Annotated in this window: 11 protein-coding genes and 1 pseudogene; all 12 read right to left on the bottom strand. The window is 74.2% G+C overall.

The window, feature by feature from the left end; genetic code table 11:
• A pseudogene (locus tag ACQ393_RS15950) lies at positions 1 to 193 on the bottom strand (30S ribosomal protein S12); the annotation flags it as partial.
• 312 nt (positions 194 to 505) lie between these two features.
• Positions 506 to 1153 carry a spermidine/putrescine ABC transporter substrate-binding protein gene (locus ACQ393_RS15945; RefSeq protein ID WP_430647857.1) on the bottom strand — a complete coding sequence of 216 codons (648 nt, stop codon included), beginning with the start codon at positions 1151 to 1153 and terminating at the stop codon, positions 506 to 508.
• A 73-nt stretch (positions 1154 to 1226) separates the two neighbouring features.
• Positions 1227 to 1703, bottom strand: coding sequence for a DUF6121 family protein (locus ACQ393_RS15940; RefSeq protein WP_430647856.1), 477 nt, complete (start codon positions 1701 to 1703; stop codon positions 1227 to 1229).
• Positions 1704 to 1791: 88 nt separating this feature from the next.
• Entirely contained in the window at positions 1792 to 2703 is a 912-nt protein-coding gene (locus ACQ393_RS15935) for a hypothetical protein (protein ID WP_430647855.1), read from the bottom strand.
• Positions 2700 to 3245 (bottom strand): hypothetical protein, encoded by a 546-nt coding sequence (locus ACQ393_RS15930; RefSeq protein ID WP_430647854.1) that lies wholly within the window; start codon positions 3243 to 3245, stop codon positions 2700 to 2702. The genes ACQ393_RS15935 and ACQ393_RS15930 overlap by 4 nt, the downstream gene beginning before the upstream one ends.
• Positions 3245 to 3859: a hypothetical protein gene (locus tag ACQ393_RS15925; RefSeq protein ID WP_430647853.1), complete on the bottom strand. Its 615-nt coding sequence runs from the start codon at positions 3857 to 3859 to the stop codon at positions 3245 to 3247. Before ACQ393_RS15925 ends, ACQ393_RS15930 begins: the two co-directional genes overlap by 1 nt.
• Positions 3856 to 5133, bottom strand: a complete 1278-nt coding sequence (locus tag ACQ393_RS15920; protein WP_430647852.1) for a hypothetical protein — start codon at positions 5131 to 5133, stop codon at positions 3856 to 3858. Before ACQ393_RS15920 ends, ACQ393_RS15925 begins: the two co-directional genes overlap by 4 nt.
• 10 nt (positions 5134 to 5143) lie before the next feature.
• Positions 5144 to 5443 carry a hypothetical protein gene (locus tag ACQ393_RS15915; protein ID WP_430647851.1) on the bottom strand — a complete coding sequence of 100 codons (300 nt, stop codon included), beginning with the start codon at positions 5441 to 5443 and terminating at the stop codon, positions 5144 to 5146.
• Between the two features lie 84 nt (positions 5444 to 5527).
• Entirely contained in the window at positions 5528 to 5818 is a 291-nt protein-coding gene (locus tag ACQ393_RS15910) for a WXG100 family type VII secretion target (RefSeq protein WP_400996246.1), read from the bottom strand.
• A 120-nt stretch (positions 5819 to 5938) separates the two neighbouring features.
• Positions 5939 to 10420: an FtsK/SpoIIIE domain-containing protein gene (locus ACQ393_RS15905; protein ID WP_430647850.1), complete on the bottom strand. Its 4482-nt coding sequence runs from the start codon at positions 10418 to 10420 to the stop codon at positions 5939 to 5941.
• Complete coding sequence (locus tag ACQ393_RS15900; protein ID WP_430647849.1) at positions 10417 to 11637, bottom strand: RDD family protein; 1221 nt, start codon at positions 11635 to 11637, stop codon at positions 10417 to 10419. The genes ACQ393_RS15905 and ACQ393_RS15900 overlap by 4 nt, the downstream gene beginning before the upstream one ends.
• 119 nt (positions 11638 to 11756) lie before the next feature.
• On the bottom strand, positions 11757 to 12938 hold the full coding sequence (locus ACQ393_RS15895; protein WP_430647848.1) for a hypothetical protein: 1182 nt from the start codon (positions 12936 to 12938) through the stop codon (positions 11757 to 11759).
• Between the last annotated feature and the right edge of the window lie 13 nt (positions 12939 to 12951).

The raw sequence follows: 12951 nt of genomic DNA, 5'->3' as shown, positions 1-12951 counted from the left end.
CGGTGACCTCGGTGCCGTTCGAGAGCTTCACACGGGCGACCTTGCGGAGCGCGGAGTTCGGCTTCTTCGGGGTGGTGGTGTACACACGCGTGCACACGCCGCGCTGCTGGGGGTTGGCCTTCAGGGCGGGAGCCTTGGTCTTGGTGACCTTCGGCGAGCGACCCTTGCGGACCAACTGCTGAATGGTTGGCACTGCTTCTCCTTGTTGTGCTGCACGGTGACAGCGTTGATGGATTTCACATCACGACCCACCGGCACCGCCGAGCGGCGCTGCCTTCAGTGGTGGGTATGCCGTGGGGGCGTCCCGGCCGTGCGGCCGGTGCCCTGGTGTGCGCCCTGTGAGAACCCGTCCCGCATCCGGGGATCCGGTGGATCCGCGGGCACGGCACGAGCGCGCGGCAACGCGCACACCCGATCAATGGTAATCCGGCGTCACGATGCGGTCAAATGGCCGCGCACGCCCACGGCGAACGCGCGCGAACGCGGCGGCTCGGGGCCGGCCGGGTCAGTTCGTCCAGCCCGGGGCGTCGAGTTCGCGGTCGAGGTCGGCGAGCAGTTCGGCCACCTGCGGCTCCACGAGCCGCTCGACCGCGTTGGCGATCCGCTGCCGGTGCCGCGCGAGCTCCGCGCAGATCCGCCGGCCGAGCTGCTTGGCGAAGTCGTCGGCGAGCCGGACCTCCTCGCGGAGCGCCTCCTTCTCCTGCGGGGTGAACGGTCGCGGCGCCGGCTCGGCGGCCTCGGCAGCGGCATCCGCCTCGAGGCCCTGGAGCGTGAACAGGAACGGCTCGCCCGGCGTCGGGTCGGGATCGAGGTCGAGCCCGAGGAACTCCGGATCGAGCCCCTCCCCCGCGCGGTAGGGCCGTCGCGCCTTGCGCTCCTCGGCGAGGCGGATCTCGCGGTGGAGCATCGGCAGGTTCCTGGCGGTGTAGTCGTCGACGGCGACGTCGATGATGCCCTTCATGCGCATCGAGAAGGCGTGCTGCACGGGGTGCGGCACGTCGACGTCGAGGCCCGCCGCGGCGAGGATCGGCGAGCCGAAGCACCGCGTGCAGAGGCGCACGCGACCCCGATGCGTGCCCGGCCGCCAACGCGGCAGCCACGCCAGCCAGCGGTCGACCTCGTGGCTCACGCGGGCCTCGACCGATCCCTCCACGCGGTTCACCCTACTGCGGGCGGGCGAGTGCGGCGGCGAAGCGGTGAACGGATGTCACGCCGGAGCGCTCGGCTCACTCCTCGTCGTCGCGTTCCCACGGCCACCTCGGTCGCTCGACCCCGCCCTCGCCCGCTCGGACCGTGACGGCGGCGAGCAGGGCGACGAGCGCACTCGCGATCGGGATGACGAGCCCGAATCCGACGGACATGAAGGAGAGCGCGAACAGGAACGCGGCGAGGACGGTGCCGGTGGCCGCCGCGTACGCGATCGCGCCCGCGAGCACGCCCGTCGTCCAGGTCACGAGCAGCGCGAGCCCCGCGAGCGACCACGGCCGGACGCCGCGACCCAGGCCGACCCCGAGCAGGAGCAGCAGGGCGGCGACGGCGGCGCCGATCGTGATCGGCCCGACGAGGCGCCCGGCGGCGGGATCCGCGATCGGCTCGAGGTCGGCGAGCAGGCTCACGAACCCGAACGTCGCGACGATGAGCGCGAGGTCGAGGGCGGCCGCGAAGCCCGCGACGGCCCACGCGGAGACCGGGTTGGACGCCATGGTCCGAGCCTACGCCGCGGCAGGGCGGGGCCGTCGACGCGGGCACCGCCTGCCGCCGCCCGCCGGCCTGCGGCGCCGCCCGCCGCCCTCAGCTGGCGCGGGCGAGCGCCGGGACGAGCGGATCGCGGTCGGGCAGCCCGATCGCGCGGGCCGCCCGCCCGAGCGGATCGTCGATGAGCAGCATCCCGGGCTCGTGCGGCGTCGCCGTCGCGGCGACCAGGCCGCGACGGGCGAGCACCGCGTAGGCGGCGGCGAGCTCCGCCCTGGCGTGCTCGACGGCATCCGGGTCGGACCGTGCGAGGGCCGCCGCGACCTGCTCGCCCCCGTCCCGCCGGGCACGGGCGACCGCCTCGCCGAGCTCGTCGCGCACCTCGGCCGCACGCACCGCCTCCCGCTCCCTGACTCCGCGCGGAGTCCGCAGTCGTCGGACGGTCGTCATCCCCGCCATGCCGACGAGGGCGATCCCGCCGGCGAGCGCGATCGCGACCGCGACGGCCGGGCCGCCCCCGGCACGCTCGGCCTGGACGGCCGTGGCGATCGCGGCCGCACCGCCGAAGCCGGCGACGATCCACGCCATCGTCGCGTCGGCCGCCGTCGCGCGCCGTCGCGGCGACCAGGGCGCGGCCAGCGCCATCGCGCCGGCGCCGAACGCGAGTGCGACGGCCGATGCGATCACCTCGGCCTCGAGGCCCAGGTTCCCCCGGCTGAAGAACAGCGCGTACGCCACCGCCACGGCGAGCGACGCGGCCAGGTAGCCGGCCGTCACGCCACGGCGGGGCCTGAGGATGGCGGCGACACCCGGCTCCTCGTCCGCGAGCCGGGCCAGTCTGGCGTCGCGCCACCGGCGGAGCTCGTGCGCCGCCCGGACCCCGAGGTCCGCGAGCGCGTCGCGCGTCTCCGGCAGGTCGGCGAGCGCGCGCCGGTCGATCTCGTCACGGCGGACGGCCAGTGCGGTCGCATCCGCTCGCGCCGCCCAGTCCGCGGCGGTGCCCCCGCTCATGCGACGAGCTTCAACGACCCGACGATCGCGTCGGCGTGCGCCTGCATGAGCCCGATGACGTCGCTGTGCGCCTCCTCGGCGACCACGTAGCCGGTGAGGTCGTCGAGCGGGAGTCCGTAGACGAGACCGGCGAGCGGAGCGCCGTCGGCGGCGTCGCGATCGCTCACGTAGGCGATGCGCTGTCCGCGACGGACGAGCCGGGTCTCGAACGACGCGACGGCCGCGTCGATCCGGGGCGTCGTGCCGGGCGGCAGCCAGGCGAGCGCACCCTCCCGCTCGTCGACGCGCCGCTCGACGAGGCCCACGTGGAGCACTCCCGTCGCGGGCACCGACTCGGGGCGGAAGAAGAGCGAGGTGACGCCGCCGGTGCGCCGTCGGGCCAGCGCCTCGCGTGCCGCCCCCTCGAACGCCGCGAGGTGGGCGCCGAACGGCCCGTCGGCGAAGCGCATCCGCTGCTCTGCGATCCAGAGGCCGTCCGCCGCGGCATCCGGTTCGGGCATGACCGCCCACACGCGCTCGTCGTAGGAGATCTCGAATCGCATCAGGCGCCGCTCCAGCGGAAGGTGGACAGGATGGCGTCGGCGAGGAGGCCGAACTCCTCGGCGGTCTCGTCGTCGAGGCGTTCACCGCCGGCCGCGAGGGGGACGACCGCCGTGAACACGAGCGCCTCGCGCCGGCCGGTGCCGGGGATCGCGACGAGGTAGTCGAACGAGCGGGTCCGGAGCGTCCCGCCGTCGATCCGGTGCGACGAGTCCGAGGTCCAGCGCATGACGACCCTGGCGTCGTCGAGCGGCCGCGCTCCGCGGTTCCGCACGAGCTCGGCGACCTGGGCGTCGAGCGTGGCGCCGGCGGGACCGACGACGCGCGCGGCCGTGATCGCGAGCGGCAGCATCCGCTCGGCGGGCACCGACCGCTGGTAGACGAGGCGCACCGGGTCGCGTCGCAGGAACTCGTCCGACGCGCGACGGACCAGCGTCCGGAACCGGGCGTCGAGGTCGGGGCGGTGCTCGGCGCGCATCTGCGCGGACACCGCGCCGAGCAGTTCGTCGAAGGTCTCGCGGCTCGGCTCGACCGAGACCCATCCGGGAGGCAGGAGGAGCACGAACGGCGGGACCGGCGTACGGGTGGAACCGGTCAGTTCGTCGCGGAGGCTCATCGCCACGAGTCTACGAGCCGATCCTCGGCGGCCTCGGCGACCTCGCCCGTGATGAAGTCGGTGATCTGGACCCCCTGCGCCCACGGCTGCTTGGAACCCGCCACGAGATCGCCGATGCCCGCCGCACCCGAGTCGAACGACTCGGCGAGCGAGTCGCCGACGCCCCAGAGCCGGCCGAGGAACACGTCGGAGCTGGTGGGCAGCTGCGCGGCGTCCAGGGCGTAGCGCCACCCCTCGGAGGTCTCGCGCACCATCTGGCTCACCACCGAGGTCTGCACCCACGGCACCACGTTGTCGCCCGCGTTCCAGGCGTCCGCCGCGTTGCGGCTGATGGTGCCGAGGTGCGTGCGCAGGGCCCCGACGTCGTCGAAGCCGAGGAAGAGCCCGATCGGCTTCCCGATACGGGCGAGCGCGCTGCCCTCGCCCGCCGCCGCGAAGATGCGCCCGAGCTTGCCGAACGGGATGACGCCCACGATCGCCAGCCCGAGGTCCATGCCGTTCTTCCGCCCCTTCGCGTACAGCACGATCGTGGCGGCCAGCGTGATGAGCGCCGCGGCCGTCGCGAGGATCGCCACGAGCGGACCGCCGACGATCAACGCGGCGACGAAGAGCACGAGGCCGACGACCTCGAGCACCTCGACGATGAACTCGAGCGCGGGCAGCGTGTCATCCCAGAACCCGTCCTCGACGCCGTCCTCGTTGGCCCCCTCGAGCCCGGTGAGCGCCGCCTCGTACGCGTCGTCCCACGTGTCGTAGTGGCCGTCGAACTTCGCCGCGGCCTCGCGCCATGCCTCCCCGGCGGAGGAGAGGTCGCCGTCGGCCTGGGCCAGCGCCTCATCGCGGGCGGACGTCGAGCCGTCGGGGTCGGCCGGCGTGTCTCCGGCGTCGTCCACGGCCGCGGCGCGGGTGCGCACCGTCTCCCAGAGCTCCTCGCAGTGGCGGACGGCGGCGTTCAGCCGCCACTTCACGTCGGCGAGCGCCTCGCCGTAGGCGCGCAGCGCCGTGCCGCTCGGCGAGTAGCGCAGCCCGGCCGTCCGGAGGTCGGCGTGCACCTCCTCCGCCTGGTCGCGGACCGCGTCGAGCGACTCCCCCTGCCCGACCTGGCCGTCGGCGAGGAGGCGGAGCGTGTTCGCCGCCTGCTGCATCCGCAGGCCGAGGTCCTCGATCGCGGTCCCGCGCTCGATGATGTCGGCGGCGTCGCCCTCGAGCCGCTCGATCTCACGCCCCTTCGGCGAGTCCGGCATGAACCGGTGGAAGTACGCGCTGTTCCCCATGGTCGGTCCGTCACTTCGTCTCGAGCTGGGCGGCGAGGTCGCGGTCGAGCGACGCCCAGCCGTCCTTCACGGCCTCGACCCGCTGCTGGAGTTCCACGAGGTGCCCCTTGAGCGTCTCGCGCTTGTCGTCCCACGCGCCCTCGAACTCGTCCGCGGCGTCGCGCAGGCCCGACCGGCCCAGTGGCCGGCCGATCGCCTCGACCAGCCGGCCGGTGCGGCCTCCGGCCTCGTCGAACTCGATCACGATGTCCTTCAGGGCCTGGTCCAGCTCCTGCATGGAGGACAGCGGAATGTCGACTCCGTCTCCCACGGCGACTCCTCACTGACGATCACGGGCTTCGGACGGGACGCGGCGCGGCGGCCGGCACGAGGGCCGGCCGCCGCGCCGCGAGGGTCAGCGACCGGCGAGCTGCTGGTCGAGGTCCTGGATCGCCTGCATCATGCCGCGGAGGGCCTCGCCCATCTCGCCGATGCCGTCGACGGCGTTCTTCAGGCCGGTGGTGAGCTCCTCGTACCCCTGGCCGAACTTGCCGGAGGCGTGCTGGGTCTTGAAGTCGTTGCCGAGCAGGTTGTCGACGGAGCTCTTCAGCTGGTCGAGCTGCGACTGGATGTCGTCGCGCGCGTCGGACAGCTTGCTCGCCATCGCTTCCATCTCGCCGTACGAGGCGCCGAAGTCTGCAGCCATGGTGGAACCTTTCGTTCGTTCGGGATGTGCCCGCGACTGCGAGCCGGTGTCACCAGACTACGGATGCCGCGGGGCCCGGCCCATGGGGAGCACTCCCCACCCGCGGGCCGCGGCGGACGGTCACCCGACGAGCGGCATCTGGACGGTCGTGACGCGTCCGTTCTGCACGAAGATCCCGCGTCCCTCGGGGAAGTCGGAGCGCTTGACCTTCGGGAACGGCGTCTTGAACACCGAGTCGCCGTCGTACGCGTCGGGCTTCAGGGCGACGCCGCGGCGGCCGGCCTTGAAGTCGCCCACGAACCCGAACCCGCTCGAGAGGTTCGCCACGTCGGCGTCGCCGACGAGGAAGTGATCGCTCCGGTTGACGGCCTGGAAGAGCTCCTTGAGCGGCCGCTCGGCGTCGGAGTCGGCGAACTGGGTGACGTTCTCTACCGCGATGAGGTAGCGCCCGGGCACCGTCGGATCGCCGATCACGTCGAGCAGCTCGCGTGCGAGCGCCTTGACGTCCTCGACGCTCGTGGCACTCCGCATCCAGTCCGCGTGGTCGGTGAGCGCCGCACGGCGGCCCGCCATGTGGAACAGCCGCACCTCGGGATCGTGGCGGCGCACGGCGTCGATGACCGCGCGCATCGCCGTCGTCTTGCCGCTCTGCGGTGGACCGGTGATCGCGAACGTGCCGACGGGTTCGAAGCCGATCGGTGCGAGCGTGTCATCCGAGAGCCCCAGCGCGGGCTCGCCCGCGACCTGCCTCGGCAGCTCGTGCGCGCCGAACGAGGCCGGCAGCGAGCGGATCGGGGCGACCTCCGGCGCGCCCGCGGCGCGGAGCCGGTCGGCGAGCGCCTCGAGCGCCTTCGTCTGCTCGGCCACGTTCGCGGTGCCGCCGAGCACCGCGACCTGCGTCTCGAGCCCGTCGACGATGGCACGGCCCGGCGCGGAGCGCTCGTCGAGCACGTCCTTCGGCACGCCGAGGATCTGGTAGCCGCTCTCGTCGGAGAGCCGCAGCACGATGCGCCTGGTGACGTTGGCGCTCACCGCGGTGGGCACCGCACCCGACCGGTCGGCCGTGGCGACGACGTGCACGCCGAGCGGCCGGCCCTCGGCCAGCACGCGCATGAGGATGTTGTAGAACGGCATGCGCACGGTCGTCGAGTCCCAGTCGGCCTTGAACTGCGCGAAGCCGTCGATCAGCAGCAGCACGCGCGGTTCGCGGATGCCGGTGAGCTCGCGGTACTCGGTGAGGCTCGCCGCGTTCGCGGCGCTGAAGGCGCGCCCGCGACGGTCGAGCAATTCGTCGAGCGTGCGGAGCAGGCGCTGGATGCGCTCGGGGTCGTCGCCCGCGATGACGGAGCCGACGTGCGGCAGCGCCTCGACCGAGCGGAGCGCGCCCGAGCCGAAGTCGAGCCCGTACACCTCCGCGGCGCCGAGCTCGGGCCGCATGCCGATCGAGACGGCGAGCGTGCGCAGCAGCGTCGACTTGCCCGACCCGCTCGTGCCGTAGACGAGCATGGCGCCGTCGCGGTCGGGGACGAACGACATGGGCGCCTGCAGCTGGCGCTCCGGCACGTCCGCGAGTCCGAACAGGACGTCGCCGTCGCCGCGCGTCGGCAGCGCCTCGACGGCGACCGTCGTCGCGAGGTCGTCGAGCCACGGTCGGCGCGGGGCCGGGATGCCGGCGGCCGTCGCCGCCCGGATGAACGCGTCGACCATGCGCTTCTGGTCGTTGGGGCCGGGGTCGCCCGCGTGGACGTCGTCGTCGGCGACGCCCTCGCGCTCCCACACGATGGTCGAGCCGAAGCGGAGTTCGGCGAGACGCACGTCGGCGACCTCGGGTTCGTCGCTCGTCCACCCGCCGGCGTACGCCGACTGGAACGGCACGAGCCGGCCGGGGCCGGTCTTGGCGATGCCGCGCCCGGGGATGCCGGGGTCGAAGCCGGCCGCGACGGCGTCGCCGACCACGTCCCGGGAGTCCGACTCGTCCGCCATGCGCAGCGCCACGCGCAGGTTGGTGTTCGCGCGCAGGTTGTCCTTGATGACGCCCGCCGGCCGCTGCGTGGCCATGATCAGGTGGATGCCGAGCGAGCGGCCGCGCTGCGCGATGTCGACGACGCCGTCGACGAACTCGGGCACGTCGCCGGCGAGCGCGGCGAACTCGTCGATCACGATGACGAGTGCCGGCGGCGTCTCCGGGTCCTGCCGCTTCTCGAGTTCGAGCAGGTCCTTCGCCTTCTTGCGGTTGAACAGGTGCTCGCGGTGGTGCAGCTCGGCGCGCAGGCTCGTCAGCGCGCGGCGGACGAGGTGCGGGCTGAGGTCGGTCACGAGGCCCACGCAGTGGGGCAGCTCGACGCAGTCGGCGAACGCCGACCCGCCCTTGTAGTCGACGAAGAGGAACGTGACGCGATCGGGGCTGTACTCGGCCGCCATCCCGAGCACCCATGCCTGCAGGAACTCGGACTTGCCTGCACCGGTCGTGCCGCCGACGAGCGCGTGCGGGCCCTGCGTGCGCAGGTCGAGGGTCATGGCGTCCGGGCTGCCCTGGCCGACGAACGCCTTGAGCGTGCCCGCGCGCTTCAATCGCGGCAGCTTGATGCCGGACCGGTCGATGACCGACGCGTTCTGCCGCCAGCGCTCGACGACGCTCTCGGCGTCGTGCGCCATCTCGCTCCCGATGAGCGAGAGCATCGAGACGCTGCGCGGCAGGTCGCTCGAGTCCTCGACGACGGTGCTCGCGTCGACGACCGGCGCGAGCCGGCGCGCGAACACCTCCGCGTAGCGGAGCGAGACGCCCTCGACGGCGACGTCGGCGTACTCGAGGCCCGAGCGGACGACCCCGACACGCGCCCGGTCGAGGCCGGGCGCCACGTCGACGAAGGTGCGGCACGCGGCGGGCAGCGACTCGACCGTGGGTGCGACGAAGACGGCGTGGATGCCGACCTCGGCGCCGCGCTCGATGAGCTGCACGAGGCGCGGGCGGTCGACGGGCGCCTCGGCGGAGACGATCAGGATGAGCGCCGAGTCGGGCCGCGCCTCCTCGCGCACGCCGCCGGGCGTGCCGATGCGCGACCCGCGGGCCATCGAGCCGTCCTCGTCGGCGAGCGGTCCGCGACGCACGGGTGCCGCGGAGAGGCGCTGCAGGATGAGCTCCTCGAGCGCGTTGAGCAGGGCCGCGCCCGCGGAGGCGCTGTCGGCGAGGGCCGCGCCGGCGACCGGGTTCCGCTCCCCCGACGTGTGCGGCAGCCACTTCAGCCAGTCGAGCTCGCGGCTCCAGGCCGGATCGACGATCGCGGCCGCGACCACGTCGTTCGGCGCGTGCAGGCCGAACAGCTGCACCGCGATGCCGCGCAGCGCGTCCGCGGCGAGGTTCGCCGGGCCCGCGATGCCGAGCGCGCCCGAGCTCGGCAGCAGCTCCATCACGGGCACGTCGTCGATGTCGCGGTACCGCTCGCGCAGCACGTCGACCTGCTTGGCGTACGTCGGGATGCCGTCGCTCGCGCCCTCCGACTCGCGGATCGAGTTGCGGCTGCGGGCGCGACCGACCCCGAGGCGCAGGCCGAGGAAGTTCCAGTGCTCCGGCCGGCGGGTCCACAGCATGGGTCCGAGGCGCATCGCCTGCTCGTACACCGTCGCGACCGGTGGGGTCTCGTCATGCCGCCGCTCGCGCTCGACGTGCCGTTCGCGCTCCAGCTTCTCCTCGAGGTCCTCGAGCTGGACTTCGAACGTCTCGACTTCGCGCTGCAGCTTCTTGCCGCTGCCCATGCGCTGGCCCATGAAGTTGGCGAGCAGCATGATCGGCGTGAGCACGACGATGAGCAGCGATGCCGGCCGCTGGGTGATGGCGAAGATGCCGAGGCCCATGAGCACGGGCGAGGCGATCATCGGCCACGGGAAGAGGCGCGGCGTCTCCTCGCTCGGCACGCGCGGCTCGGGGTGCGCGGTGCCCGGGTAACGCGCCTCGACGCGGGGCGACCGGTTGAACATGAGCGCGCCGCCGCGCTCGAGCACGGGGTCGACCGCGGCATCCGTGCCCGCCACCGCGCTGAACGAGACCACGGTGTCGCCGATCGTGACGCGCACGCCGGGAAGGGCGCGCACGCGCGCGACCTGGCCGCCGTCGACGAGGAGGCCGTTCGCCGAGTTCAGGTCGACGAGCTCGACCGCCTGGTCGACCTCGACGCGCGCGTGCCGCTTCGACACGAGCGGGTCGGCGAGGACGACGTCGGCGTCGGCCGCGCGGCCGATCACGCCGTGGCCGCGGCGGAGCGGGAACTCGCGCCCGGCGTCGGGCCCGGAGTGGACGTGCATGACGGCGACCGGCGCATCGGCGGCCGCGGTCCGCGCGGCCGGCGAGACGACGGCCGCGTTGAAGCCCGACCCGATCGGGGCGTCGGCGGCCAGCGTGCCGGGGTCGAGCACGACCGGTTCGGAGGACGTCGGCGGCGCGACCGCGAGGGTCAGCGGACCGGGGTGGGACGGCAGGTGCGCCGAGGCCGGGTCGGTGTCGGCGACGGCGCGCGCGACGTCGCCGACGGTGGCGGTCGCGTCGGCGGTGACGACCACGTCGACGCCGGCGCCCGACTGGCGGCGCAGCCCGAGCTTGAGCCTCATGCCCGCACCGCCTCGACGCGGAACTCGAGCCCGCCGAGCCGGACCGCGGAGCCGGCCGGGACGACGTGCGGCACGCCCGGCTCGAGCTCGCGCCCGAGCCCGTCCGCATCCACGAGGACGGTGCCGTTGCTCGACCACCGGTCGATGACGCGGACCCCGCGCGCGTCGACCTCGACGGCGGCGTGCGTCTTCGACAGCCCCATGCTCGGGTCGGTGAGCGGGACGAGCACCGCGTCGGCCGGGTCGGCATCGCTGCGCGCCGGGCCCCGCCCGAGCAGGGTGGTGCCGGATGCCGCGATCCGCGCGCCGTCGGCGAAGACGAGCGTGACCGCGGGCGCGGAAGCCGAGGCCGGGGCGGCCGCGGGCGCCGGCGCGACCGCGCTCGCCGGCGCGCTCGTGGGCCCGGGCGACGGTGCGGGCGCACCGAGCGGCGGCGGCGTCCAGCCGCCCGGCGCCGCCTCGGCGGCTGCGGGTGCCGCCGGCGCGGCGACCACGCCCGAGCTCGATCGGGCCGCGGGGATGAACGTGCGCTCGTCGACGCCCCGCTCGGACGCCAGCGAGGGCAGCACCGCCCGCTGCGCGAGCGGCTCGGACTCGACCTGCCGGCGCGCGTGTCGCAGCGCCTTCGCGTCGAACGGGTCGAGGCCGTTCCGCGCGTCGACCACGACGCACCGCCCGATCCGGTCGAGCCAGCTGCGGCCCCTGGCCTCCGGATCCCAGAGCCCGGATGCGAAGCACACGGCGGGCCCGACGAACGGCAGGACGGCCTGGGAGAGCCAGAGCACGAGCGCGCGCAGCACGACCCGCCAGAAGCCGGGGCGCTCGAAGGTGGCGGCGTTCACCGACCTGAGGCCGAGGGACGCCTTGCCGATCGTGACGCCCTTCCGGCCGTGGAGCGCGAGCTGCACGATGCCGAGCACCGTGAGGAGGAGCTGTCCGACGCCGCCCAGGACGAGCGGGCCGACGAGCGCCGCGACATCCGCCGTCGCCGGGATCGCCGCCGCCCCGGCCGCCGTCACCGCGACGACCAGCTGCGCCCAGCCGATGACGGCCGGCACCGCGACGACCACCCACACGGCCGCATCGAGCGCGAACGCGGCGGCGCGCCGCCCGGTCGGAGCCGGCACGATGCCGAGCGCCGCCGCGTAGGCGGGATCGGGCCGACCGTCGGGACCGGTGCCGGGGATCGGCTCGGCGGTCTGCATGGTGATGCTCAACTGCGCTCCTCGGGTGTGCAGGGTCAGGGAGCCACCCAAGCAGGCCGGGTGCGCCACGTCGATGGGGAGCGCTCACCATGAGCGCACCCCAGTCGAGGGTACCCGGACCGATCCCTCCGCTAGCGCGAGGACGTCACCGGACGCGGTCCCGCCGCGAGCTGCCGGTCGTACTCCTCGCGCGCTCGGATGTTCCGCTCGCCGACGGTGCGGCCGCGGGCGGCGATCCAGCCGCCGAACCAGATCGGCAGCTCCCGCGCGACGATGAAGGCGATGATCGCGAAGGGGTCGACCCACCGCTCGGCGACGAAGTCCGCGGCCTGCTGCGGCGTGAACTGCCACGCGGCGACGGTGAGGAGGGATGCGCCGATGTAGGAGAAGTAGACGATGATGCCGACGCCGAGGCCGAACACCGCCCAGGTCCACCAGGCCGCCCGGTTCAGGATGGCGGCGAGCAGCGCGAACGCGAGGAAGAAGAAGATCACGGGGATCCAGAACACCGGCTGCGCGAGGAACTCGGTGAAGACGCGGATCCCGTCGCCGCGTCCCGCGCCGTACCAGGTGATCACGAGGTACGAGATGCCCGCGTAGAGCAGCGCGAACGCGACCGTCGCGATCAGGCCGACGAGCACGCCGAACCCGCGGTTGCCCTTCTCGCGCGGAGGCGTCGGCGCCTGGACGTAGATCGTCTGCGGAGACGGCGGGGCCGGGGTCTCCGGTGCGGCGGTGGCTGCGCCGACTCCCGCAGCGGCGCCGATCCCGGCGGCCCCCACGGTCTCGGGCACGCCGGTCTCGCGGCGGACCTCCGCGGCACGCACCGGCTCAGCGTTCCCGGCGGCCAGCTCGTCGCGCTGCATCGCCGTCGTGTCGGTGCGATCGGCCGGGTCGGAGCTCACGACCGGCGGATGCTCCGTGCGCGCCCGCTCGACGGCGGCGTCGAGCTCGGAACGCTCATCGGCGGTGTCGGCCTCGCGGTCGGCGACCGAATCCGATGCCGCGGGCGCGACGGGCGTCGAGTCGGAAGCGGACTCGCTCGCGGCGGCCGTCCCGGTGAACGCGTGCTGCTCGTCGCCCGACGACGTCGGGTCGGACGTGGCATCCGGCTGTTCGACCCGGTCGACGTGCTCCGCATCGGGCGCCGTCGGGTCGACCTCCGCCTGCGCGGCGGCGACGTCGTCGGTCGTCGACTCGGTCGCCGGCGCCTCCGAGGCGGTCGCTCCGTCGCCGGAGACAGGTCGGTCGGGCAGGCCGTCGCCGTCGAGGTCGCGGCGGTCGGGCTCGGATCCGGGGGTCGTGCTGCTCATCGTCCGCTCCTTC

It is taken from the genome of Agromyces sp. GXS1127, from assembly GCF_050565425.1.
GTDB lineage: Bacteria > Actinomycetota > Actinomycetes > Actinomycetales > Microbacteriaceae > Agromyces.
This window is presented reverse-complemented; position numbering and strand designations above follow the sequence as displayed.

Excerpts from the sequence above, each read along its gene's own strand:
- ACQ393_RS15940 (WP_430647856.1), bottom strand. The coding sequence starts at position 1,703 with ATGGCGTCCAACCCGGTCTCCGCGTGGGCCGTCGCGGGCTTCGCGGCC.
- ACQ393_RS15935 (WP_430647855.1), bottom strand. The coding sequence starts at position 2,703 with ATGAGCGGGGGCACCGCCGCGGACTGGGCGGCGCGAGCGGATGCGACC.
- ACQ393_RS15930 (WP_430647854.1), bottom strand. The coding sequence starts at position 3,245 with ATGCGATTCGAGATCTCCTACGACGAGCGCGTGTGGGCGGTCATGCCC.
- ACQ393_RS15925 (WP_430647853.1), bottom strand. The coding sequence starts at position 3,859 with ATGAGCCTCCGCGACGAACTGACCGGTTCCACCCGTACGCCGGTCCCG.
- ACQ393_RS15920 (WP_430647852.1), bottom strand. The coding sequence starts at position 5,133 with ATGGGGAACAGCGCGTACTTCCACCGGTTCATGCCGGACTCGCCGAAG.
- ACQ393_RS15910 (WP_400996246.1), bottom strand. The coding sequence starts at position 5,818 with ATGGCTGCAGACTTCGGCGCCTCGTACGGCGAGATGGAAGCGATGGCG.
- ACQ393_RS15905 (WP_430647850.1), bottom strand. The coding sequence starts at position 10,420 with ATGAGGCTCAAGCTCGGGCTGCGCCGCCAGTCGGGCGCCGGCGTCGAC.
- ACQ393_RS15895 (WP_430647848.1), bottom strand. The coding sequence starts at position 12,938 with ATGAGCAGCACGACCCCCGGATCCGAGCCCGACCGCCGCGACCTCGAC.